The following is an 18223-nucleotide window of genomic DNA, read 5'->3' as shown; positions in this document are numbered from 1 at the left end:
CCTTCAAGCTAGACCGGCTCGAGGGCTCCTGCCATATACACTGGACCGACGAACGGTCGCTGCAGTTCCTTGAGGCATGCCCGGCACTATAGTGCGCGGCCAAGGAGACAACCCCATGAATACCCTGTTGATGCACTGCCGGCCAGGCTTCGAAGGTGAAGTCTGCGCCGAAATCGCCGAGCATGCAGCCACTCTCGAGATTCCCGGCTATGCCAAGAGCAAGCCGGCCAGCGCCCACGTCGAGTTCGTCTGCCAGGACGCCGACGGCGCCGAGCGCCTGATGCGCCGCCTGCGTTTCGCCGACTTGATCTTCCCGCGCCAGTGGGCGCGCGGGCCCGGCTTCATCGAATTGCCGGAAAGCCAGCGCATCGAGGTACTGCTGGCGGAACTGGCGAGTTATCCGGTTTGCGGCAGCCTCTGGCTGGAGGTGCTGGACACCAATGCCGGCAAGGAGGTGTCGACCTTCTGCCGCAAGTTCGAGAAACCGCTGCGCGCGGCGCTGGTGAAGGCCGGGCGCTTGCAGGAGGACCCGGCGCTGCCGCGCCTGCTGCTGACCTTCCGCTCCGGCCGGGAAGTCTTCGTCGGCCTCGCCGAGCCGCGCAACAGCGCGCTCTGGCCGATGGGCATCCCGCGCCTGAAGTTTCCCCGCGAGGCGCCGAGCCGTTCGACGCTGAAGCTGGAGGAAGCCTGGCACCAGTTCATCCCGCGCAGCGAATGGGACAAGCGCCTGGCGCCGGACATGCTCGCCGTGGACCTCGGTGCGGCGCCGGGCGGCTGGACCTGGCAACTGGTTAACCGGGAGATGCGGGTGACCGCCGTGGACAACGGGCCGATGGCGGAGAACCTGATGTATTCCGGGCTGGTCGACCACCAGAAGGTCGACGGCTACCAGTACCGCCCGCGCCAGCGGGTCGACTGGATGGTCTGCGACATCGTCGAGAAGCCGGCACGCACCGGTGCGTTGATCGAGACCTGGATCGGCGAAGGGCTTTGCCGCGAGGCGGTGGTCAACCTCAAGCTGCCGATGAAGCAGCGCTACGCCGAGGTGCGCAAGATCCTCCAGCGCCTGCGTGAGAGCTTCGACGCGCGCGGCCTGAAGGTAGCGATCGGCTGCAAGCAGCTGTATCACGACCGCGAGGAAGTGACCTGCCATCTACGCCGCCTCGAACGCTGAGGGGCGGCGGCATTCCGGCCGGGGACAGGTGACCGGCCGCGCCGCATGCGCGACAATGCGCGGATTCTGTTGCGGAGTTTCCCGATGACCCATTCTGTCGACGCCATTCTCGACGCCACCGGCCTGAACTGTCCCGAGCCGGTGATGATGCTGCACAACAAGGTCCGCGACCTGGCGCCCGGCGGCCTGCTCAAGGTGATCGCCACCGATCCCTCGACCCGCCGCGACATCCCCAAGTTCTGCGTGTTCCTCGGCCACGAGCTGGTCGAGCAGCAGGAAGAGGCGGGCACCTATCTCTACTGGATCCGCAAGAAGGCCGACTAGGCCTTCCGCGGACCCCGCCATCCCTCGCGCTTCAGCGCAGCTTCTCCATGAGCTGGTAGTACCACATCCCGGCGGCCAGCATCGGATTGCCGAAGAGGTCGCCCAGCGGCACCCTGAGGTGCTTGCAACGGGCGAAGGTGTCGAACTGCTCCAGGCTCCCGCTCATCGCCTTGGCCATGATCTCGCCCATGATGTGGCTGGTGGCCACGCCATGCCCCGAGTAGCCCTGGCAGTACCAGACGTTGTCGGAGAGCTTGCCGAGCTGGGGGATCCGGTTCATCACGATGCCCATGGCGCAACTCCACTGGAACTCGATCTCCACGCCCTTCAGGCGCGGGAAGGTGCGCTCGATGCATGGCCGCAGCTCGGCGGCGATGTCCCGCGAGTCGCGGCCCGAGTAATTGGCGCCGCCACCGAACAGCAGGCGGCCGTCGGCGGTGGGGCGGTAGTAATCGAGGACGAAGCGGCAATCGTAGACCGCCAGCCCCTGCGGGTTGATCTCCCGTGCCAGCTCGCCCAGCGGCCGGGTGGTAACGATTCCGCCCATGGCCGGGAAGATCATCCCCTTGAGCTGCCTGCGTTCGAGCTTGTGGTAGACATCGCCGGCAAGCAGGATCTGCTGCGCCTCGATCCTTCCCTCGCGGGTAATCACCGCCGGCCGCGGGCCGTGGACGATATCCAGCACCTCGGAATGTTCGAAGATCAGCGCGCCGAGGCCGGCCGCCGCCCTGGCCTCGCCGATGCACAGGTTGAGCGGGTGCAGGTGCATGTTGCGGGTGTTCTTCAGCGCGCCGCAGTACAGCTCGGTCTCCAGGTGGGCCTGGACGCCGGCCTTGTCCAACAGGACCACCTGGTCGCCCATGCCGCGGCGCACCGCCTCCTCGTAGGAGGCCTGCAGCTCGCCCATGTGGCTGGCCTTCATCGCCGCGTGCAGGTGGCCATGGCGAAGGTCGCAGGCGATGCCGTACTTCTCCACCCGCTGGCGGATGATCTCGTGGCCGCGCCAGCGCAGGTGCCAGATGAAGTCCTCGACCTCGGCGCCCAGCCATTGGCGCATCTGCTTGTGCATCGCCGCGTCGCCGGACAGGCTGCCGGTGACCTGGCCGCCGTTGCGCCCGCTGGCGCCCCAGCCGATGCGATGGGTCTCGACCAGGGCTACCTTGTAGCCACGCTCGGCCAGTTCGACCGCCGTGGCGACGCCGGTGAAGCCGCCGCCGATGATGGCGATGTCGACCGTCACCGCGCCCAGCAGGGTCGGATAGTCGGTTTCCTCGTTGAGCGTGGCGGCGTAGTAGGACGGCGCGCGTTCCGCGGCCGGACGGGGATGGATTGCTGCGTTCATCGGGTATTCCTTGTTCCAGTGCGGCGCGTCCTGCCGGCGCGCCGCCGTATGCGGGCGGGTCCGGGGTGGCTCAGGCCTGGGTCAGGTACCAGCGCCAGTCCTGCTCGCCGACCTCGCCCATGAATTGCCGGTATTCCGCGCGCTTCACCGCCAGGTAGACGCCGAGGAACGGCTCGCCGAAGGCTTCCCGCGCCCACTCGGAGCCTTGCAGGGCGTCGAGGGCGGTCAGCCAGTCGGTGGGCAGGCGCTTGCCGGCCTGGGCGTAGCCATTGCCCTCCACCGGCGCGCCCGGATCGATGCCTTCGCGGATGCCGCGGTGGACCCCGGCGAGAAGCGCCGCGGCGGCCAGGTAGGGGTTGGCGTCGGCGCCGCAGATGCGGTGCTCGATATGCCGACTGGAGGCCGGGCCGCCCGGCACGCGCAGGCTCACGGTGCGGTTGTCGACGCCCCAGGTCTGCGCCAGCGGCGCGTAGCTGTTGGCCTGGAAGCGCCGGTAGGAGTTGGCGTTGGGACAGAACAGCAGGAGCGAGTCGAGCAGGCTGGCGAGCATGCCGCCGACCGCCTGGCGCAGCAACGGCGTGCCGGCGGGGTCGTCGCTGGCGAACAGGTTGTGGCCTTGTTCGTCGGCCAGGCTGACGTGCAGGTGCATGCCGGTGCCGGCCAGGTCGTCGAACGGCTTGGCCATGAAGCAGGCGAGCATTCCGTGCTTGTGCGCGACGCCCTTGACCAGGCGCTTGTAGCGGATCGCCTGGTCCATGGCGACTAGGGCGTCGCCGTGGTCGAGGGTGATTTCCACCTGGCCCGGGGCGTATTCCGAGATCGCCGTGCGTGCCGGCAGGCCCTGCGCCTTGCAGGCGGCATAGAGGTCGGCGAGGAACGGCTCGATCTGCTCCAGTTCGCGCAGGCCGTAGACCTGGGTCGCCCGCGGGCGGCCGCCATCGGCGTCGCGAGCCGGTTGCGGGCGGCCGTTGGCGTCGCGCTCACGGTCGAGCAGGTAGAACTCCAGCTCGGCGGCCATCACCGGGTGATAGCCCTCGCTCTTCAGCGCGTCGATGGTTCGCACCAGGAGGTGCCGCGGATCGGCGACGCTGGCGGGCAGGCCCTCGCTCGGGTGCATGCTGACCTGCACCGCCGCCGTCGGGATCTGTCGCCAGGGCAGGCGCACCAGGCTGCCGGACAGGGGGTAGGCGCGGCAGTCGATGTCGCCGACGTCCCAGACCAGGCCAGAGTCCTCGACGTCCTCGCCGTTCATCGTCAGCCCGAGGATGGTGCTCGGCAGCGGCCGGCCGCTGCGGTAGACGGCCAGCAGCTCGTCGCGGTGCAGCAGCTTGCCGCGCGGCACGCCGTTGGCGTCGAGAATGAACAGTTCGAAGAGTTCGATGTCGGGGTTGGCGGCCAGGAAATCCTGGGCTTCTTGTTCGCAGGCGAAGTTCATGGGGCTCTCTTGTCGGTCTTGTCCGGTAGCGTCGCGACGCTCGCAGCGGCGCTCCGGCGACGGCAGCGTCGCGGAACGGCATGCAAGCGGCAGGCCGGCCCCGCCGTTGCGCGGGGCCGGAGGGATATCAGGCGTGACGAGCGTCCGGCGGACGCGCGTGGCGGCAATGCCAGAGCGCCCAGAAGGCCAGTTCGAGAGGGAGGGCGAGCGGCTCCAGTTCCAGCCAGCGGCTGTGCTTGCGGGGTAGACGCGCGGGCGTTCCGGCCGGGTTGGCGGAAGGCTGGTAGGGCAGGGTGCGCGTCGTCGGTAGGTGCATGAAGGAAAACTGGGCCAGGGGTTGGAACAGCCTCGCACAGGCTGACGGGTGAATTAAATGCGCTTTTTACGACCTTTGCTTGAGCGAAATCGAAACCGAAGGAAAAAGAAGGGCGCCCCCGAATGGGCTGAAGAGACGCCCGGAAAGCGGCTCAACCCTTGTCGGCCTTGCCCGCGGCGGCGGCGAACCTGGCCAGGCGTACGTCGAGATGACGCGGGCGCCGGCCGGCGTCTTCGGCGTGCTCCTTGCGACGGATCGCGTTGCGCACCATCAGCGAACCGACATAGCGGATCGGCTCCGGCGGGAAGCGGCCGAGCGGCCCCTGGGTCAGCGGCGAACGGGTCCAGGGATTGTCCAGGCCGAGCGCCAGCGAAGAAAGGATCTGCCCGCCCATGTGGCATGGACCGACGCCGCTGCCGGAGTAGCCGAAGCCGTAGAACACATTGTCGCGGCCGTCGAGCCGGCCGAAGAACGGCAGGCCGGTCACCGAGCGATCCGACGGACCGTTCCAGCTGGCCTCGATGGCGACCTCGGCGAACTCGGGGAAGAACTCCCGCAAGCTGCCACGCAGTTGTCCGAGATACGGCGAGGGGCGGTCGAACACCGGCAGCATGCGTCCGCCGTAGGCGAAGGTGTTGCCGCCCTTGCCGAGCATCAGCCGGCCGTCCGGGGTGTTGTGGTAGTAATGCACGAAGATCCGTGAGTCGAGCACGCTGACCCCGCTGGTCAGGCCGATCTCCTGCAACAGGTCCGGTCGTGGCTCGGTGATGAGCATGTCGCTGGAGACGATCGCCACGCTGCGTTCGAACTGCGGGAAGGCCCTCGCCATCCAGGCGTTCAGCGCCAGCACCACGCGGCCGGCGACGACCCGCCCGTGGGGGGTGACCACTTCCGCCGGGCGGCCGTGCTCCAGTCCTCGCATCGGCGTGCCTTCGTACAGGCGTACCCCCAGTTGCAGGGCGACCCGGCGCAGGCCGCGAACCAGCTTGCCTGGTTGCACCGTCGCGGCAGCCGGTGAGAACCAGCCCTCCAGGTGCCTGCGCGAGCCGGCCAGGCGCTGCACGTCGGCCAGCGGGCGCTTGGCGAAGGAGTTGATGCCGTGGCGCTCCAGAGCGGCGATCACGCTGTCGGTGCTGCCGACCTGGGCCGGGTTGGTGGCGGTATAGAGGGTGCCGTCCAGCCGGTAGTCGGCCTCGACGTCGTAGCGCTGGCAGAAGGCGCCGATGGCCCGGATGCTGTCCTCGGAGGCCTTGACCAGGCGGATCGCCTCGGTTAGTCCGAACAGCCGTTCCAGGGTGAAGAACTTGGCCGACCAGGACAGCGCGCAGCCGCCGTTGCGGCCGCTGGCGCCGGCGCCGCAGAGGTCGGCCTCGACCAGCACCACATCGAGCCCGGGATCGTGCTCCTTGAGCATGATGGCGGTCCACAGGCCGGTGTAGCCGCCGCCGACGATGCACACGTCGGCGCGGGTATCCCCGGCCAGCGGCGGGCAGGGTGCCGCATGTTCGGAGCGTAGGGCCTGGTCCAGCCAGAAGGGTCGGAAGGTCATGGCTGTGCTCTCACTGCGGGCGGGCGGCGACGACGATCATTTCCACCCGCCAGCGCGGGTCGATCAACTCGGCCAGGCTACAGGCGCGGGTCGGCGCCCGGCCTTCGGGAAACCACTGGTCCCAGACCTGGTTGAGACCGGCGTAGTCCTCCCGGTGGGCTAGCAGTATGCGTACCGAGAGCACCTGGCCGCGGTCGCTGCCAACGCTCTGGAGCAGCCGGTCGATGTTCTCCAGGATCTGGCGGGTCTGGTCCTGGATGTCACCGCTGGGGTCGTCTGCGACCTGGCCGCCGATGTAGACCGTGTTGCCGTGCAGGGCCATCTCGGCCCGACGCTTGACGACTTCGAAACGTTCGATATGCATGAGGGGGTTCCCGGTTCGTGGAGAAGGACGCGGCGGAGGTTCCCGCCGCGGACGGTCAGGAGCGGATGGGACGGAAGTCCGCCAGGCTGGGGATATTCCGCAGGCTTTCCCGTGCGCCGCCGGGCCGGCTGTTCCAGTGCGGGAGGAGCACCGCGGTGGCGATCAGGGCTGCGATGGTGAAGCCGATGAACACCGTGTAGGTGTCGAAATAGCCGGGCAACAGACCGCCGAGGATCGCGCCCACCGAACCGCAGCCATTGACGAAGCCGGAGGCGGTGCCGGCGGCCTCGCTGGTGCCGAAGTCGATGGCGGCGGAGCCGCAGATCATCGAGTCCGGGCCGTACAGGGTCAGTCCCATCATGAACAGCAGGCCGACCACTATCGGAATGCTGCCGGTGGTCATCGCCGGGACGAACAGCGCCAGGCAGACGGTCAGCGCCAGCAGGCTGATCACGCAGGCCGGCATGCGCCGTGCGCCGAACAGCTTGTCCGAGGCGAAGCCGATCAGGATCGGGCCGAGCAGGCCGGCTACCTCGAAGGCGGTGGGAACGATCGCCGCGCCGACCTTGCCGAGCGCCGGCATGCGTTCGTAGACGATCACCGGTCCCCACAGGAGGATCGCGTAGCGCGCCGGCTTGAGCAGGAAGTAGGCCAGGCCGAGGCAGAGCACCGTGCGGTTGCGCACCACCTTGGCGAGCACCTGCAGGCTGCCGCCGTTGCCGCCTTCCGGCCTGAAGCCGGCATAGCGCACGGCTTCGCTCGCGGCCTGCGGTTCGACGGGAGGATGGCCGACGTCTTCCGGGCGGTTGCGCTGCAACAGCAGGAACAGCAGGGCCACGCCGCCGACCACCGCGGCGCTGGAGTAGAACGCCGCGTGCCAGGTACCGAACACGCTGTACGCCCACCAGCCGGCGAACGGCGAGGCGACCAGGCCGCCGAAGGCGTAGCAGGTGCTCCACAGGCCGAGCACCCGACCGCGTTCGTGGGTGGCGAAGAAACTACCGATGTTCTTGCACAGCCCCGACCAGCCGGTGGACTGCGCCAGTCCCTGGACCACCATGCAGGTGGCGAAGATCGGCAGGGTGGCGAAGGTGCCCATGACCAGCGCGGCCAGTGCGGAGATCAGCAGGCCGCCGAACACCACGATGCGCGGGCCGAAGCGGTCGGCCAGCACGCCCCAGGTGAACTGGCCGACGGCATAGGCGGCGAGATAGATAGCGTCGAGATCGGCCATCGCCATCTTGTCCAACTGGAAGTCCGGATCTTCGGCGATGCCGAGCTTGGCGACGGAAAAGGCCTTGCGGGTGAAATAGAAGGCGGCGTAGGCCAGCCAGGTGATCGCGAATATCTGCAGGCGCCAGCGCTGGAAGCTGGACACGGGAGAGGACGGCAGCGCCGTCCCGGGACGTTGATTCATGGATCTGACCTCGATCTTGTTATCGGTGCCGGCAGGTGTGAGGGGAACACGCCTTGTTGTTGTTCTGATGAGCACTTCCGCACCGCCATGTCGCGGTGCCTGGTCAGAGGTATCTGGAGTCGGCTTCACCTCCTGGGTAAGGGTTGCGGCTGCCCTGGCAGGGGCTGGCTGCCGAGGCGCTGGCGCGCTGTGGTGAAGCGATGGAAACAATTCCGGATAAATAAGTGAAATCGATTTATCAAATTTTAAATATAAGTTTTACTTGTTTGTCCGTAAGCCTGGCGCGGCGTGGGTCGAGGAAGTTGACCGAACGGTCATTCCCGTGTGCGCCGCCCATGGCGCGGAACCCCTTGTCCTGCCTGGAATGGTGAAGGTCCATGTCGGTATCCCATGCACAGTTGAAGGCTTTCCATGCGGTCGCCGTGTACGGCAGCTTCACGCGCGCCGCCGAGCGCCTGTTTCTCACCCAGCCGGCGGTTTCCGACCAGGTGCGCAAGCTGGAGGAGCGTTACGGCGTGCTGCTGTTCCACCGTAACAAGCGCTCGGTGCGCCTGAGCGAACTGGGCGAGCGCCTGCTCGCGGTGACCCAGCGGCTGTTCGCGATCGAGGCCGAGGCGGAGGAGCTGTTGTCCGCCTCCAGCGCCCTGCAGACCGGCACCCTGACCCTGGCGGTGGATGCGCCGGTGCACGTATTGCCGCAGATCGCGCGTTTCTGCGAGCGCTATCCGGGCATCGCGGTGCGGGTGGAGACCGGCAATACCGACGAGTCTCTGCAGCGACTGTTCAGCTACCAGGCCGACCTGGCCCTGTTGGGCCGGGACGTCAGCGACGAGCGGTTGCTTTCGCTGACCCTGCGCAACGACCCGATCGTCGCCTTCGTTTCGCTCAGCCATCCGTGGGCCGGGCGCGAGTCGATCCGGCTCGCCGATCTCGACGACATGCCGCTGGTGCTGCGCGAGCAGGGCTCGGTGACCCGCCAGACCCTGGAGGAGGAGATGAGCCGCGCCGGCCTGCGGATCCGTCCGGCGATCCAGGTCGAGGGCCGCGAGGCCTCGCGCGAGGCGGTGGTGGCGGGGATCGGCGTGGGGGTGGTGTCGGCCGCGGAGTTCGGCGCCGACACGCGGGTCCATGCGCTACCCATCGTCGATTGCCAGCGACGCCTGACCGAGACCCTGGTGTGCCTGCGCGAACAGCGTTCGCGGCGGATCGTCGAGACCTTCCTCGACCTGGTCGGCGAGGACCTGCCGGCGCCGAGCTAGGGCGCGGCTTCGCGCAAGCGAAAAAAAGCCCGGCGGATGCCGGGCTTCGAAGTCGTGCTGGCGGGCGCTCAGGCCTGCTTCTGTTCCTGCTCCAGGGACCTGTCCAGTTCGCGGCAGGCGCGCTGGATCATCACCTCGGTGATCGGGATCTCCCGGCCCTGGGCGTCGATGATGGCGCCACCGGTGTGCTGCTGCGTATTGAAGGGGATCACGCGGCGCTTGGCGGTATCGGTGTGTTGCGAATTCATTGCCCGTCTCCTCATCAGGTTTATCGGCAGTCTAGGGAGCGCAGATGAAACCGCCGTGACAAACGGCGGATGTCGTGCCGCTCCAACGCGAAAGCCATGGACCATAGCAATCTTGCAGTCGGCGTGCCAGCTTGCCGGCTACCGCTGGGTTTTTCTGGTTATAGTGGTCCGACCGGTGTGGGCGTCCTGGAGTTCGCCCGAGGATGAGTATGGACATGTTTCGCCTGGGGTTGGTGGTCAATCCCCTGGCCGGGCTTGGTGGCCCGGTCGCCTTGAAGGGTAGCGACGGGGTGGCCGCCGAGGCCCTGGCCAGAGGCGCCGAACCACGTGCGCTGGAGCGCACCCGGGTAGCCCTGGAGTGCCTGTTGCCGCTGGTCGAGAAGATCGAGTTCCTGACCTTTCCCGGGGCCATGGGTGGCGAGTTGCTCGAGCGCATGGGCTTCCGCCATCGCCTGCTCGGCGAGTGGCAGGGAGCGGTCAGCAGCGCGGCGGATACCCGGTTGGCGATCGAGCGCCTGCAGGAGGCCGGTGTCGCCCTGATCCTGTTCGCCGGTGGTGATGGCACAGCACGGGATGTTGCCGGGGTGGTGCGCGAGCAACAGCCGGTGCTCGGCATTCCGGCCGGGGTGAAGATCCACTCCGGGGTCTATGCCATCAGTCCGCGCGCGGCCGGCGAATTGGCCAGGCGCCTGGTCGAGGGCGGCTTGGTGCGCCTGGCCAGCGGCGAGGTGCGCGACCTCGACGAAGAGGCGCTGCGCGCCGGCCGCGTCGCCGCGCGTTGGTACGGCGAGATGACAGTGCCGGAGGAGGGCCACTTCATGCAGCACGTGAAGCAGGCAGGGATGGAGTCCGAGGAGCTGGTGCTGGTGGACCTCGCCGACTGGCTGGCGGAAAACTGGGAAGACGGCGTGCGCTATGTGCTCGGACCGGGCTCGACCTTGCATGGCCTGGCGCGCAATCTCGGCCTGGAAACCACCCTGCTGGGCGTCGACGTGCTGGAGAATGGCGCGGTGATCGCCCGCGACGTCGACGAGGCGCGGCTGTTCGAACTGGTGGACGGTCATCCGGCGTACCTGCTGGTCACCGCCATCGGCGGCCAGGGCCACGTGATCGGTCGCGGCAACCAGCAGATCAGTCCCCGGGTGTTGCGCGCCATCGGCCTGGAGCGCATGCGGGTGGTCGCCACCAAGCGCAAGCTGGGGACCCTCGGGGGCCGCCCGTTGCTGGTCGACAGCGGCGACCCGGTGCTGGACGACAGCTTCCCGGACGCCATCCGGGTCTGGGCCGGCTACAAGGAAGAACTGCTGTATCCGCTGGGATACGCGAAGGACCAGGACGCGCCCGCGGGCGCTTAGGAGGAAAAGGATGGACAAGGACGTATCCGGCGCGCTGCGCCGCCTGTTGCTGCTCGCCATGCTCGGACTGCCGCTGGTGGCGGCCGCTGCGGTCGAACCGCAGCGACTGGTGGATGCGGCGCGTGCCCAGGTGGGCGTTACCCTGGGCTACGACCCGGCCTACCGGCAACTGGACTATCCGGGCGGCGACGTGCCGCTGCAGACCGGGGTCTGCACCGACGTGGTGGTCCGTGCGCTGCGCGGACAGGGGCTGGATCTACAGAAGGCGGTGCACGAGGACATGCGTCGCCACTTCGCGGCCTACCCGCAGCAATGGGGAATGAAAGGCACCGACCGCAACATCGATCACCGCCGCGTACCGAACCTGATGACCTGGTTCAGCCGCCAGGGCCTGGCCCTGGCGCCTAGCCGCGACGCTTCCGCCTACCGGGCCGGAGACATAGTCGCCTGGCGCCTGGACAACGGCCTGCTGCATATCGGCGTGCTTTCCGATCGCAGGCTGGAGGGCAGGCCGCTGGTGTTGCACAACATCGGTGCCGGCGTGCGGGAAGAGGACCTGCTGTTCCGCTACCAGGTCATCGGCCACTACCGCTTCCCGCAGGGCTGAATGGGCTGGGCAAGCCGCTCCAGCGGCGGATGAGCGCAGCTCGATTCCTCCGCCGCCGCCGCTGGACGGCGGGCAAGAAAAAACCGGCCTGTGGCCGGTTTTCCTGTCTGCCCGGGCTCAGCGGTATTCGCAGAGGTAGGCGGTGTCCTGGGCGACCTTGAGCTGGAACTTGCTGTTCGCCGGGACGGTGAACTGGCTGCCGCTGGCGTATTCCTGCCACTCGTCACTGCCCGGCAGCTTGACCGTCAGCGCGCCGGCGACCACATGCATGATCTCCAGCTGGCTGGTGCCGAACTCGTATTCGCCTGCCGCCATCACGCCGATGGTGGCCGGGCCGGCGGTCATGTCGAAGGCGATGGATTTGACGGTGCCGTCGAAGTATTCGTTGACCTTGAACATGGGCTTCTCCTGAAGGGGTGAACAGGCGGGTTTGAAAAGGCCCGCCAGTATGCCCAAGCCTCGGAAAGGCGTCACTAGGCGGCGCGGGCCTCGTTCAATGCTCCACCGGCAATACCAGCGGCAGCAGCCGTGCGGTATTGCGGGCATCCTCCAGGGCGCGGTGCTGCTGGCCCTGGAAACTCATCCCGGCCAGTTGCAGGGCCGCGTTCAGGCCGACCGGGCGGGGCAACTGGCGGACTTCGCCGAAGCGTTGCTTGAGATTGACGTGCGGCACTTCGCTGAGCTGGCTGGTCAGCCCGTGCTGGCGCCATTCCTGCTCCAGCTGGCGGCGGTCGTAGTCGCCCCAGCTGGCCCAGCCGGCCAGTCGCGGACGATGCTGGGCGAGCCAGCGCTCGAAGGCTTCCCAGACCGTGTCGAGATGGGCGGCGCCATCGACGTTGGCCTGGCTGATATGCGTGAGGTCGCGGCAGAAGTGGGTCAGCAGCGGCCGCCTGACCGGTCGTACGAAACGCTGGAAGTGGTCCAGTTCGCGGGCGTCCGCGGCGGCGACCAGGGTGGCGCCGATCTCGATGATTTCCATTTCCTCCAGGGGCCAGCCGCCTTCCGCGGTAGTGGCCTCCAGATCGATTACCAGCCAGTGAGGCATCGGAGCTATCCATACCAGGGTCCGCGCTGAGTATGGCGGGGCTTCCGGACCTCGGCAAACCGCTGTGCTAGGCTGCGGGATCGGATTTCGAGGAGATGACGGAATGACTGCGGTCGCATTTCTCGGCCTGGGCACGATGGGCTACCCGATGGCCGGGCACCTGCAGCGCGAGGGCTATCACGTCTGCGTCTATAATCGCTCGTCGGCCAAGGCGCTGCGCTGGGTCGAGGAGTACGCCGGACGATACGCCGATACGCCGCGCGAGGCCTGTGCCGGCGCCGAACTGGTGTTCTGCTGCGTCGGTAACGACGACGACCTGCGTGCCGTGGCGCTGGGCGAGCAGGGCGCCTTCGCCGGAATGGCGCCGGGCAGCCTGTTCGTCGACCACACCACCGCTTCGGCGGAAGTCGCCCGCGAGCTGTCGCTGCTGGCTGCCGAGCGTGAGCTGGGCTTTCTCGACGCGCCGGTCTCCGGCGGCCAGGCAGGCGCGGTCAACGGCGCCCTGACGGTGATGGTCGGTGGCGAGGAGGCCTTCTATCGACGCGCCGAACCGCTGTTGCGCAGCTATGCGCGGATGGTCCGGCGAATGGGCGACGTGGGTAGCGGGCAGTTGACCAAGATGGTCAACCAGATCTGCGTCGCGGGGCTGCTCCAGGGCCTGGCCGAGGCGCTGCACTTCGCCCGGTGCGCCGGTCTCGATGGCGAGGCGGCGATGCAGGTGATCGGCAAGGGCGCGGCCCAGTCCTGGCAACTGGAAAACCGCCACCAGAGCATGCTGGCCGGAGAGTTCGACTTCGGCTTCGCCGTGGACTGGATGCGCAAGGACCTGTCGATCCTGCTCGCCGAGGCGCGGCGCAACGGCGCGCAGTTGCCGGTCACGGCGCTGGTCGACCAGTTCTACGCCGAAGTGCAGGCGATGGGCGGCGGTCGTTGGGATACCTCCAGCCTGATCGCCCGGCTGCGTTCGTGACGCGGCTCAGGCGCGGAAGATGAAGTACACCGCGCCGAGCAGGCACAGGCCGGCCCAGAGGTAGTCCAGTTTCAGCGGCTGTTGCATGAAGTAGACGCTGAACGGGACGAAGATCGCCAAGGTGATGACTTCCTGCATGATCTTCAGTTGGCCGACCGAGAGTTCGGTGTAGCCGATGCGATTGGCCGGTACCTGCAGCAGGTATTCGAACAGCGCGATACCCCAACTGATCAGGGCGGCGATGATCCAGGGCTTGCTGTTGAGAGTCTTCAGATGACCATACCAGGCGAAGGTCATGAACAGGTTGGAACAGGCTAGCAACAAGGCGGTTTGCAGCCAGACGGGCATGATGGGTGGGCTCCGGGGGATTGGGACGGCGCCGCAGCCTAATTGGCTGCGGCGATAAATCCAAGTGGGCAGGCATCGACCGGTAGGGGCTGGTGCTCGGAAAAGGATGAAAGGTATGCGGTTGCACAAACGCTCGCTGGTCTGGGGGCTCGCCTTGAGCGGGCTGGCCGTCGTGCTGGCAGCCGCCTGGTGGGCGAGCCAGGCGTCGCGGGAGCCGGCTCTGTGGAGCGAGCTGCGGGTGCCGCCGGCGTTTGCCATCCCGCGCGATTTCGACCTGGGCGAATACCGCTTGAGCTGGGGCGGCAAGAGCCTCGCCCTGTCAGTGGCGGGTAGCGCTCGGCCGCCGTTGTGGGAGAGCGAGGGCGGTTTTCTCGGGGCCGGGCGGGAAAGCGCCGGTCGCCTGCAGTTGCGCTGCCAGGAGCAGAGCCTGGAGAGCTTCGAACTGGTCGGTCGACGCTTGTCCCTGAAGGGGCACCTGCGCTGCGCCGATGGCCGGCTCAGCGCCTACGAGCTGTCGTTCGAGCCGCGCCAGGGCGGCATGGAGGTGCGCGTCGCGCTGGCGGACAGCGAGCTGAACCGGGTCGCCCTGTCCTGGCGGCGTGGAGCGGGGGAGCGCTTGTCCGGTATCGTCGATGACGAGGCGGAAGGTCGCTCCTGGGTCTTGCCGGCCGGGGTCGCCGGCTACTGGAGTTCCGCTGGCAACGCCTTCCTCGGCCACTCGACGGCGGCGCAATCCCTCGACCTGCGCGAGCCGGGCCGCGTGCAATGGCGGGCAGCGACGGAGTCGGCCAGGGCCTGGCTGTTCGCTGCCGGCAACCGCGAGCAGTGGCAGCTTCGCAGCGCGCGTCTCGAGGCGGAAACGCGCCGCTGATCCGCCGGGCTTGGCGGCGGCCTGGCCGGTCCGTATTCTTTGCGCCCGTTTCGGACGGCTGTCCTGGCCGCTCCTCTGCCAACTTTCGGGCGAGATCCTTCCCATGCAATGTAGAGCCGGCTGCGGCGCCTGCTGCATAGCACCGTCGATTTCCTCTCCGCTGCCGGGCATGCCGGCCGGCAAGCCCGCGGGCGTACGCTGCCTGCACCTGGACGAAAACCATCTCTGCGGGCTGTTCGGCCGACCGGAGCGACCGGCCGTATGCGGCCAGTTCGGCGCCGATCCGGAAATCTGCGGCGACAGCCGTGAGCAGGCGCTGGCCCTGATCGCGGAGTGGGAAGTCATCACTGCCGCGTGAACGGGTTGGAAGTCTGGCTGTCTCACGCCATACTGCTGCGCATCCTGCGCCGAAGGCTCAGGATCGCGGCTTGCAGGGCGTCGACCGCCCGGCCGGCGAACCGAAAATAACCATAAAGAGAGGAACAGGAACGATGCGTGGCATTTTGCGTATGACCGTGCTGGCTGCCGCAGTGTTCGGGGTGGCCGGCAATGCGCTGGCCGAAGACTGGAAGCTGGCCAAGGACGAGGATGGCGTGAAGGTCTACCTCAGCAGTGTCCAGGGCTCCAAGTACAAGGCTTATCGCGGCGTTACCGACATCAAGGCCGACGTGGCGACCATCGAGGCGCTGCAGGAGGACGTCAAGGGTTCCTGCAAGTGGATCCATGCCTGCGCCGAGATGAAACTCCTGAAGCAGGAAGGCGCCGACGCCTGGACCTACTCGAAGATCGACATGCCCTGGCCAGTTACCGGTCGCGACGTGGTCATCCATGTCACCACCGAGAAGACTGCGGATGGCACCGTGATCCGTCACCTTAAGGCCGATCCGACCTATATCCCCGAGGAAAAGGGCCAGATCCGCGTGCCCAAGCTGGTCGGCGAGTGGAAGTTGCAGCCGAAGGGGCAGGGCGTGACGGAAGTGACCTACCAGGTGGAAACCGAGCCGGGTGGCAGCATTCCTTCCTGGTTGGCCAACAGCTTCGTGGTCGACGCGCCGCTGAACACCCTCAAGGGCCTGCGTAGCGCCGCCGAGAAGCGCTGAGCGCGCCTTCCTTGCAAAAAGACCGCCTCCGGGGCGGTTTTTTTGTGTCCGGCGGAAAGGGGCGGGCACAAAAAAGGCTGCCGAAGCAGCCTTCCTCGCCGGGCGTGACGGGTTTCAGCCGCGATCCTTGAGGGCGGTGAAGTCGCGCTGGGTGTGGCCGGTATAGAGCTGGCGCGGGCGGCCGATCTTGTAGGGGCCGGAGAGCATTTCCTGCCAGTGCGAGATCCAGCCGACGGTACGCGCCAGGGCGAAGATCACGGTGAACATGCTGGTCGGAATGCCGATCGCCTTGAGGATGATCCCCGAGTAGAAGTCGACGTTCGGGTACAGGTTGCGTTCCACGAAGTAGGGGTCGTGGCGGGCGATTTCTTCCAGCTTCATCGCCAGTTCCAGTTGCGGGTCGTTGATGCCCAGCTCCTGGAGGACCTCGTCGCAGGTCTGCTTCATGACCTTGGCGCGCGGGTCGAAGTTCTTGTAGACACGATGGCCGAAGCCCATCAGCTTGAACGGATCGTTCTTGTCCTTGGCCTTCTCGACGAACTTGTCGATGTTGGACACGTCGCCGATCTCGTCGAGCATACGCAGCACCGCTTCGTTCGCGCCGCCATGGGCCGGTCCCCACAGGGCGGCGATGCCGGAGGCGATGCAGGCGAACGGATTGGCGCCGGAGGAGCCGGCCAGACGCACCGTGGAGGTGGAGGCGTTCTGCTCGTGGTCGGCGTGGAGAATGAAGATGCGGTCCATGGCCTTGGCCAGCACGGGGCTGATCGGCTTGGTCTCGCAGGGGGTGTTGAACATCATGTGGAGGAAGTTTTCCGCGTAGTTCAGGTCGTTACGCGGATACATCATCGGCTCGCCCTTGGAGTACTTGTACACCATGGCGGCGATGGTCGGCATCTTGGCGATCAGGCGATGCGCGGAGACTTCGCGATGCTTCGGGTTATTGATGTCCAGGGAGTCGTGGTAGAAGGCCGAGAGGGCGCCGATCACGCCGCACATCACGGCCATCGGATGGGCGTCGCGGCGGAAGCCGTTGAAGAAGGTCTTCAACTGCTCGTGAACCATGGTGTGGTTCTTGATGGTGCCGACGAACTGTTCCTTCTGCGCGGCGGTGGGCAGCTCGCCGTTCAGCAGCAGGTAGCAGGTTTCCAGGTAGTCGGATTTCTCTGCCAGTTGCTCGATGGGGTAGCCGCGATGAAGGAGGACGCCTTTGTCGCCGTCGATATAGGTGATCTTCGACTCGCAGGAGGCGGTCGACATGAAGCCAGGATCGAAGGTGAAGTGGCCCGTGGCGGTGAGGCCCCGTACATCCACTACATCGGGACCCATGGTACCGGATAGGACGGGCAGTTCGACGGGGGCTGAGCCCTCGATGATCAACTGCGCTTTTTTGTCAGCCATGATGGCCTCCTATTTATGCTTGAAATCATCAGTACCCCCCACGCAGGGCCCGCACCACTATAGAGGGATAAATTCGAAAGTCAATTTGCGCGAATCCATGCCGTAGAGCCTTCCGTGGCGGGGTTTTCGCAGAAAAAGGGGGCTATTTACGCCTTTTATAAAAGGCCCGCAATCAACCATTTGGCGATGGGTGTTTTCGTTGTCATTAGTAGCCTAACTGTCTATACTCGGCGTCCGACCGCAAGGGGTATTCCTGGCCCGCTTTCATAGACGGTCGCCACTCCCTGGTGATGGGTACCTGACAAGTGCACTTCCCGACAACTAGCCCTGTTCGTTAGGGCTCTCAGTGTGAAAAAAGCCGTGAATAGCAAACGACCTGTAAACCTAGACCTAAGGACCATCAAACTCCCTGTCACCGCTTACACGTCCATTCTCCACCGTATCTCTGGCGTCATCCTGTTCCTCGGTATTGCCGTGCTGCTGTTCGCGCTCGACAAGTCGCTGAGTTCGGAAGAAGGCTTCGAGCAGGTGAAGGCGTGCCTGACCAGTCCCCTGGCCAAGCTGGTGATCTGGGGCCTGCTGTCTGCGCTGCTGTACCACCTGGTGGCCGGTGTTCGCCACCTGGTCATGGACGCTGGCGTCGGCGAGACGCTGGAAGGCGGTAAACGTGGCTCCAAAATCGTCATCGCCATCGCGGTGGTGCTGATCGTTCTGGCGGGGGTATGGGTATGGTAACTAACGTCACAAACTTCTCGCGCTCCGGCCTCTACGACTGGATGGCCCAGCGCGTTTCCGCGGTCGTTCTCGCGGCTTATGTCATTTTCCTGCTGGGCTACCTCATTGCTCACCCCAACATTTCCTACGCGGACTGGCACGGCCTGTTCTCGCAGGGTTGGATGCGCATCTTCAGCCTGTTGACCCTGGTTGCCCTGAGCGTCCATGCGTGGGTCGGTATGTGGACCATCTCCACCGACTACCTGACTTCGATGGCTCTCGGCAAGGCGGCGACAGTCGTGCGTTTCCTCTTCCAGGCGGTTTGCGGCATGGCGATGTTCGCATTCTTCGTCTGGGGTGTGCAGATTCTTTGGGGTATGTGAT

The 18223-nt window shown here is 66.5% G+C and carries 22 protein-coding genes; 11 read left to right on the top strand and 11 right to left on the bottom strand.

What is annotated here, in order from left to right; all coding sequences use genetic code 11:
• Positions 1 to 115 precede the first annotated feature (115 nt).
• Together rlmM and tusA are read left to right on the top strand one after the other, a co-directional pair.
• Positions 116 to 1174: a 23S rRNA (cytidine(2498)-2'-O)-methyltransferase RlmM gene (gene rlmM / locus LE197_RS14190; protein WP_003087345.1), complete on the top strand. Its 1059-nt coding sequence runs from the start codon at positions 116 to 118 to the stop codon at positions 1172 to 1174.
• Between the two features lie 84 nt (positions 1175 to 1258).
• A complete protein-coding gene (gene tusA / locus LE197_RS14185; protein WP_003105999.1) occupies positions 1259 to 1498 on the top strand; it encodes a sulfurtransferase TusA in 240 nt (79 codons plus the stop codon).
• Positions 1499 to 1529: 31 nt separating this feature from the next.
• Here the strand turns inward: tusA and LE197_RS14180 are convergent, their stop codons facing one another.
• The 6 genes from LE197_RS14180 to LE197_RS14155 form a co-directional block, all read right to left on the bottom strand.
• Positions 1530 to 2840, bottom strand: a complete 1311-nt coding sequence (locus LE197_RS14180; RefSeq protein WP_003106000.1) for an NAD(P)/FAD-dependent oxidoreductase — start codon at positions 2838 to 2840, stop codon at positions 1530 to 1532.
• A 70-nt stretch (positions 2841 to 2910) separates the two neighbouring features.
• A complete protein-coding gene (locus LE197_RS14175; RefSeq protein WP_009314736.1) occupies positions 2911 to 4275 on the bottom strand; it encodes a glutamine synthetase family protein in 1365 nt (454 codons plus the stop codon).
• A gap of 127 nt (positions 4276 to 4402) precedes the next feature.
• On the bottom strand, positions 4403 to 4591 hold the full coding sequence (locus LE197_RS14170) for a hypothetical protein (protein ID WP_011666714.1): 189 nt from the start codon (positions 4589 to 4591) through the stop codon (positions 4403 to 4405).
• 151 nt (positions 4592 to 4742) lie between these two features.
• The gene (locus tag LE197_RS14165) at positions 4743 to 6140 is read right to left on the bottom strand and encodes an FAD-dependent oxidoreductase (RefSeq protein ID WP_003114272.1); all 1398 of its coding nucleotides are present in this window, start codon (positions 6138 to 6140) and stop codon (positions 4743 to 4745) included.
• A gap of 10 nt (positions 6141 to 6150) precedes the next feature.
• Positions 6151 to 6504, bottom strand: a complete 354-nt coding sequence (locus tag LE197_RS14160; protein WP_003104412.1) for a RidA family protein — start codon at positions 6502 to 6504, stop codon at positions 6151 to 6153.
• Positions 6505 to 6559: 55 nt separating this feature from the next.
• Complete coding sequence (locus LE197_RS14155; RefSeq protein WP_003144858.1) at positions 6560 to 7921, bottom strand: MFS transporter; 1362 nt, start codon at positions 7919 to 7921, stop codon at positions 6560 to 6562.
• A 377-nt stretch (positions 7922 to 8298) separates the two neighbouring features.
• Between LE197_RS14155 and LE197_RS14150 the strand changes: the two genes are divergently transcribed.
• Positions 8299 to 9180 (top strand): LysR substrate-binding domain-containing protein, encoded by an 882-nt coding sequence (locus tag LE197_RS14150; RefSeq protein WP_003104408.1) that lies wholly within the window; start codon positions 8299 to 8301, stop codon positions 9178 to 9180.
• A gap of 68 nt (positions 9181 to 9248) precedes the next feature.
• On the opposite strand, the gene LE197_RS14145 is transcribed toward LE197_RS14150, so the two are convergent.
• Positions 9249 to 9428, bottom strand: a complete 180-nt coding sequence (locus tag LE197_RS14145; protein WP_003104406.1) for a PA1571 family protein — start codon at positions 9426 to 9428, stop codon at positions 9249 to 9251.
• A 209-nt stretch (positions 9429 to 9637) separates the two neighbouring features.
• Between LE197_RS14145 and LE197_RS14140 the strand changes: the two genes are divergently transcribed.
• Both LE197_RS14140 and LE197_RS14135 read left to right on the top strand, forming a co-directional pair.
• The gene (locus LE197_RS14140) at positions 9638 to 10783 is read left to right on the top strand and encodes an ATP-NAD kinase family protein (RefSeq protein ID WP_003122902.1); all 1146 of its coding nucleotides are present in this window, start codon (positions 9638 to 9640) and stop codon (positions 10781 to 10783) included.
• Between the two features lie 10 nt (positions 10784 to 10793).
• Positions 10794 to 11390, top strand: coding sequence for a DUF1287 domain-containing protein (locus tag LE197_RS14135; protein WP_003104401.1), 597 nt, complete (start codon positions 10794 to 10796; stop codon positions 11388 to 11390).
• Positions 11391 to 11507: 117 nt separating this feature from the next.
• On the opposite strand, the gene LE197_RS14130 is transcribed toward LE197_RS14135, so the two are convergent.
• Positions 11508 to 11789: a pyrimidine/purine nucleoside phosphorylase gene (locus tag LE197_RS14130; protein ID WP_003087375.1), complete on the bottom strand. Its 282-nt coding sequence runs from the start codon at positions 11787 to 11789 to the stop codon at positions 11508 to 11510.
• A gap of 94 nt (positions 11790 to 11883) precedes the next feature.
• Complete coding sequence (locus tag LE197_RS14125) at positions 11884 to 12435, bottom strand: exonuclease domain-containing protein (RefSeq protein WP_003087377.1); 552 nt, start codon at positions 12433 to 12435, stop codon at positions 11884 to 11886.
• 103 nt (positions 12436 to 12538) lie between these two features.
• Between LE197_RS14125 and LE197_RS14120 the strand changes: the two genes are divergently transcribed.
• A complete protein-coding gene (locus tag LE197_RS14120) occupies positions 12539 to 13405 on the top strand; it encodes an NAD(P)-dependent oxidoreductase (protein WP_023108997.1) in 867 nt (288 codons plus the stop codon).
• A 6-nt stretch (positions 13406 to 13411) separates the two neighbouring features.
• Here LE197_RS14120 and LE197_RS14115 read toward each other — a convergent pair whose 3' ends face one another.
• Entirely contained in the window at positions 13412 to 13753 is a 342-nt protein-coding gene (locus LE197_RS14115; protein ID WP_003104394.1) for a DMT family protein, read from the bottom strand.
• A gap of 115 nt (positions 13754 to 13868) precedes the next feature.
• Here LE197_RS14115 and LE197_RS14110 point away from each other — a divergent pair, with 115 nt between their 5' ends.
• From LE197_RS14110 to LE197_RS14100, 3 genes are all read left to right on the top strand, one after another.
• Positions 13869 to 14624: a hypothetical protein gene (locus LE197_RS14110; protein WP_023108996.1), complete on the top strand. Its 756-nt coding sequence runs from the start codon at positions 13869 to 13871 to the stop codon at positions 14622 to 14624.
• A 103-nt stretch (positions 14625 to 14727) separates the two neighbouring features.
• Positions 14728 to 14982, top strand: coding sequence for a YkgJ family cysteine cluster protein (locus LE197_RS14105; RefSeq protein WP_003087397.1), 255 nt, complete (start codon positions 14728 to 14730; stop codon positions 14980 to 14982).
• A gap of 133 nt (positions 14983 to 15115) precedes the next feature.
• A complete protein-coding gene (locus LE197_RS14100; protein ID WP_003104390.1) occupies positions 15116 to 15724 on the top strand; it encodes an START domain-containing protein in 609 nt (202 codons plus the stop codon).
• A gap of 114 nt (positions 15725 to 15838) precedes the next feature.
• Here LE197_RS14100 and gltA read toward each other — a convergent pair whose 3' ends face one another.
• Positions 15839 to 17125 (bottom strand): citrate synthase, encoded by a 1287-nt coding sequence (gene gltA / locus LE197_RS14095; protein ID WP_003087400.1) that lies wholly within the window; start codon positions 17123 to 17125, stop codon positions 15839 to 15841.
• Positions 17126 to 17473: 348 nt separating this feature from the next.
• Here gltA and sdhC point away from each other — a divergent pair, with 348 nt between their 5' ends.
• Positions 17474 to 17860, top strand: coding sequence for a succinate dehydrogenase, cytochrome b556 subunit (gene sdhC, locus LE197_RS14090; RefSeq protein ID WP_003104388.1), 387 nt, complete (start codon positions 17474 to 17476; stop codon positions 17858 to 17860).
• On the top strand, positions 17854 to 18222 hold the full coding sequence (sdhD, locus tag LE197_RS14085) for a succinate dehydrogenase, hydrophobic membrane anchor protein (protein WP_003104386.1): 369 nt from the start codon (positions 17854 to 17856) through the stop codon (positions 18220 to 18222). Before sdhC ends, sdhD begins: the two co-directional genes overlap by 7 nt.
• Position 18223 lies beyond the last annotated feature (1 nt).

It is taken from the genome of Pseudomonas sp. PS1(2021), assembly GCF_020405165.1.
Lineage (GTDB): Bacteria > Pseudomonadota > Gammaproteobacteria > Pseudomonadales > Pseudomonadaceae > Pseudomonas > Pseudomonas aeruginosa.
The sequence above is the reverse complement of the archived record's forward strand: the minus strand, read 5'-3'. Positions and strand labels throughout refer to the sequence as shown.

Excerpts from the sequence above, each read along its gene's own strand:
- rlmM (WP_003087345.1), top strand. The coding sequence starts at position 116 with ATGAATACCCTGTTGATGCACTGCCGGCCAGGCTTCGAAGGTGAAGTC.
- tusA (WP_003105999.1), top strand. The coding sequence starts at position 1,259 with ATGACCCATTCTGTCGACGCCATTCTCGACGCCACCGGCCTGAACTGT.
- LE197_RS14180 (WP_003106000.1), bottom strand. The coding sequence starts at position 2,840 with ATGAACGCAGCAATCCATCCCCGTCCGGCCGCGGAACGCGCGCCGTCC.
- LE197_RS14175 (WP_009314736.1), bottom strand. The coding sequence starts at position 4,275 with ATGAACTTCGCCTGCGAACAAGAAGCCCAGGATTTCCTGGCCGCCAAC.
- LE197_RS14170 (WP_011666714.1), bottom strand. The coding sequence starts at position 4,591 with ATGCACCTACCGACGACGCGCACCCTGCCCTACCAGCCTTCCGCCAAC.
- LE197_RS14165 (WP_003114272.1), bottom strand. The coding sequence starts at position 6,140 with ATGACCTTCCGACCCTTCTGGCTGGACCAGGCCCTACGCTCCGAACAT.
- LE197_RS14160 (WP_003104412.1), bottom strand. The coding sequence starts at position 6,504 with ATGCATATCGAACGTTTCGAAGTCGTCAAGCGTCGGGCCGAGATGGCC.
- LE197_RS14155 (WP_003144858.1), bottom strand. The coding sequence starts at position 7,921 with ATGAATCAACGTCCCGGGACGGCGCTGCCGTCCTCTCCCGTGTCCAGC.
- LE197_RS14150 (WP_003104408.1), top strand. The coding sequence starts at position 8,299 with ATGTCGGTATCCCATGCACAGTTGAAGGCTTTCCATGCGGTCGCCGTG.
- LE197_RS14145 (WP_003104406.1), bottom strand. The coding sequence starts at position 9,428 with ATGAATTCGCAACACACCGATACCGCCAAGCGCCGCGTGATCCCCTTC.
- LE197_RS14140 (WP_003122902.1), top strand. The coding sequence starts at position 9,638 with ATGGACATGTTTCGCCTGGGGTTGGTGGTCAATCCCCTGGCCGGGCTT.
- LE197_RS14135 (WP_003104401.1), top strand. The coding sequence starts at position 10,794 with ATGGACAAGGACGTATCCGGCGCGCTGCGCCGCCTGTTGCTGCTCGCC.
- LE197_RS14130 (WP_003087375.1), bottom strand. The coding sequence starts at position 11,789 with ATGTTCAAGGTCAACGAATACTTCGACGGCACCGTCAAATCCATCGCC.
- LE197_RS14125 (WP_003087377.1), bottom strand. The coding sequence starts at position 12,435 with ATGCCTCACTGGCTGGTAATCGATCTGGAGGCCACTACCGCGGAAGGC.
- LE197_RS14120 (WP_023108997.1), top strand. The coding sequence starts at position 12,539 with ATGACTGCGGTCGCATTTCTCGGCCTGGGCACGATGGGCTACCCGATG.
- LE197_RS14115 (WP_003104394.1), bottom strand. The coding sequence starts at position 13,753 with ATGCCCGTCTGGCTGCAAACCGCCTTGTTGCTAGCCTGTTCCAACCTG.
- LE197_RS14110 (WP_023108996.1), top strand. The coding sequence starts at position 13,869 with ATGCGGTTGCACAAACGCTCGCTGGTCTGGGGGCTCGCCTTGAGCGGG.
- LE197_RS14105 (WP_003087397.1), top strand. The coding sequence starts at position 14,728 with ATGCAATGTAGAGCCGGCTGCGGCGCCTGCTGCATAGCACCGTCGATT.
- LE197_RS14100 (WP_003104390.1), top strand. The coding sequence starts at position 15,116 with ATGCGTGGCATTTTGCGTATGACCGTGCTGGCTGCCGCAGTGTTCGGG.
- gltA (WP_003087400.1), bottom strand. The coding sequence starts at position 17,125 with ATGGCTGACAAAAAAGCGCAGTTGATCATCGAGGGCTCAGCCCCCGTC.
- sdhD (WP_003104386.1), top strand. The coding sequence starts at position 17,854 with ATGGTAACTAACGTCACAAACTTCTCGCGCTCCGGCCTCTACGACTGG.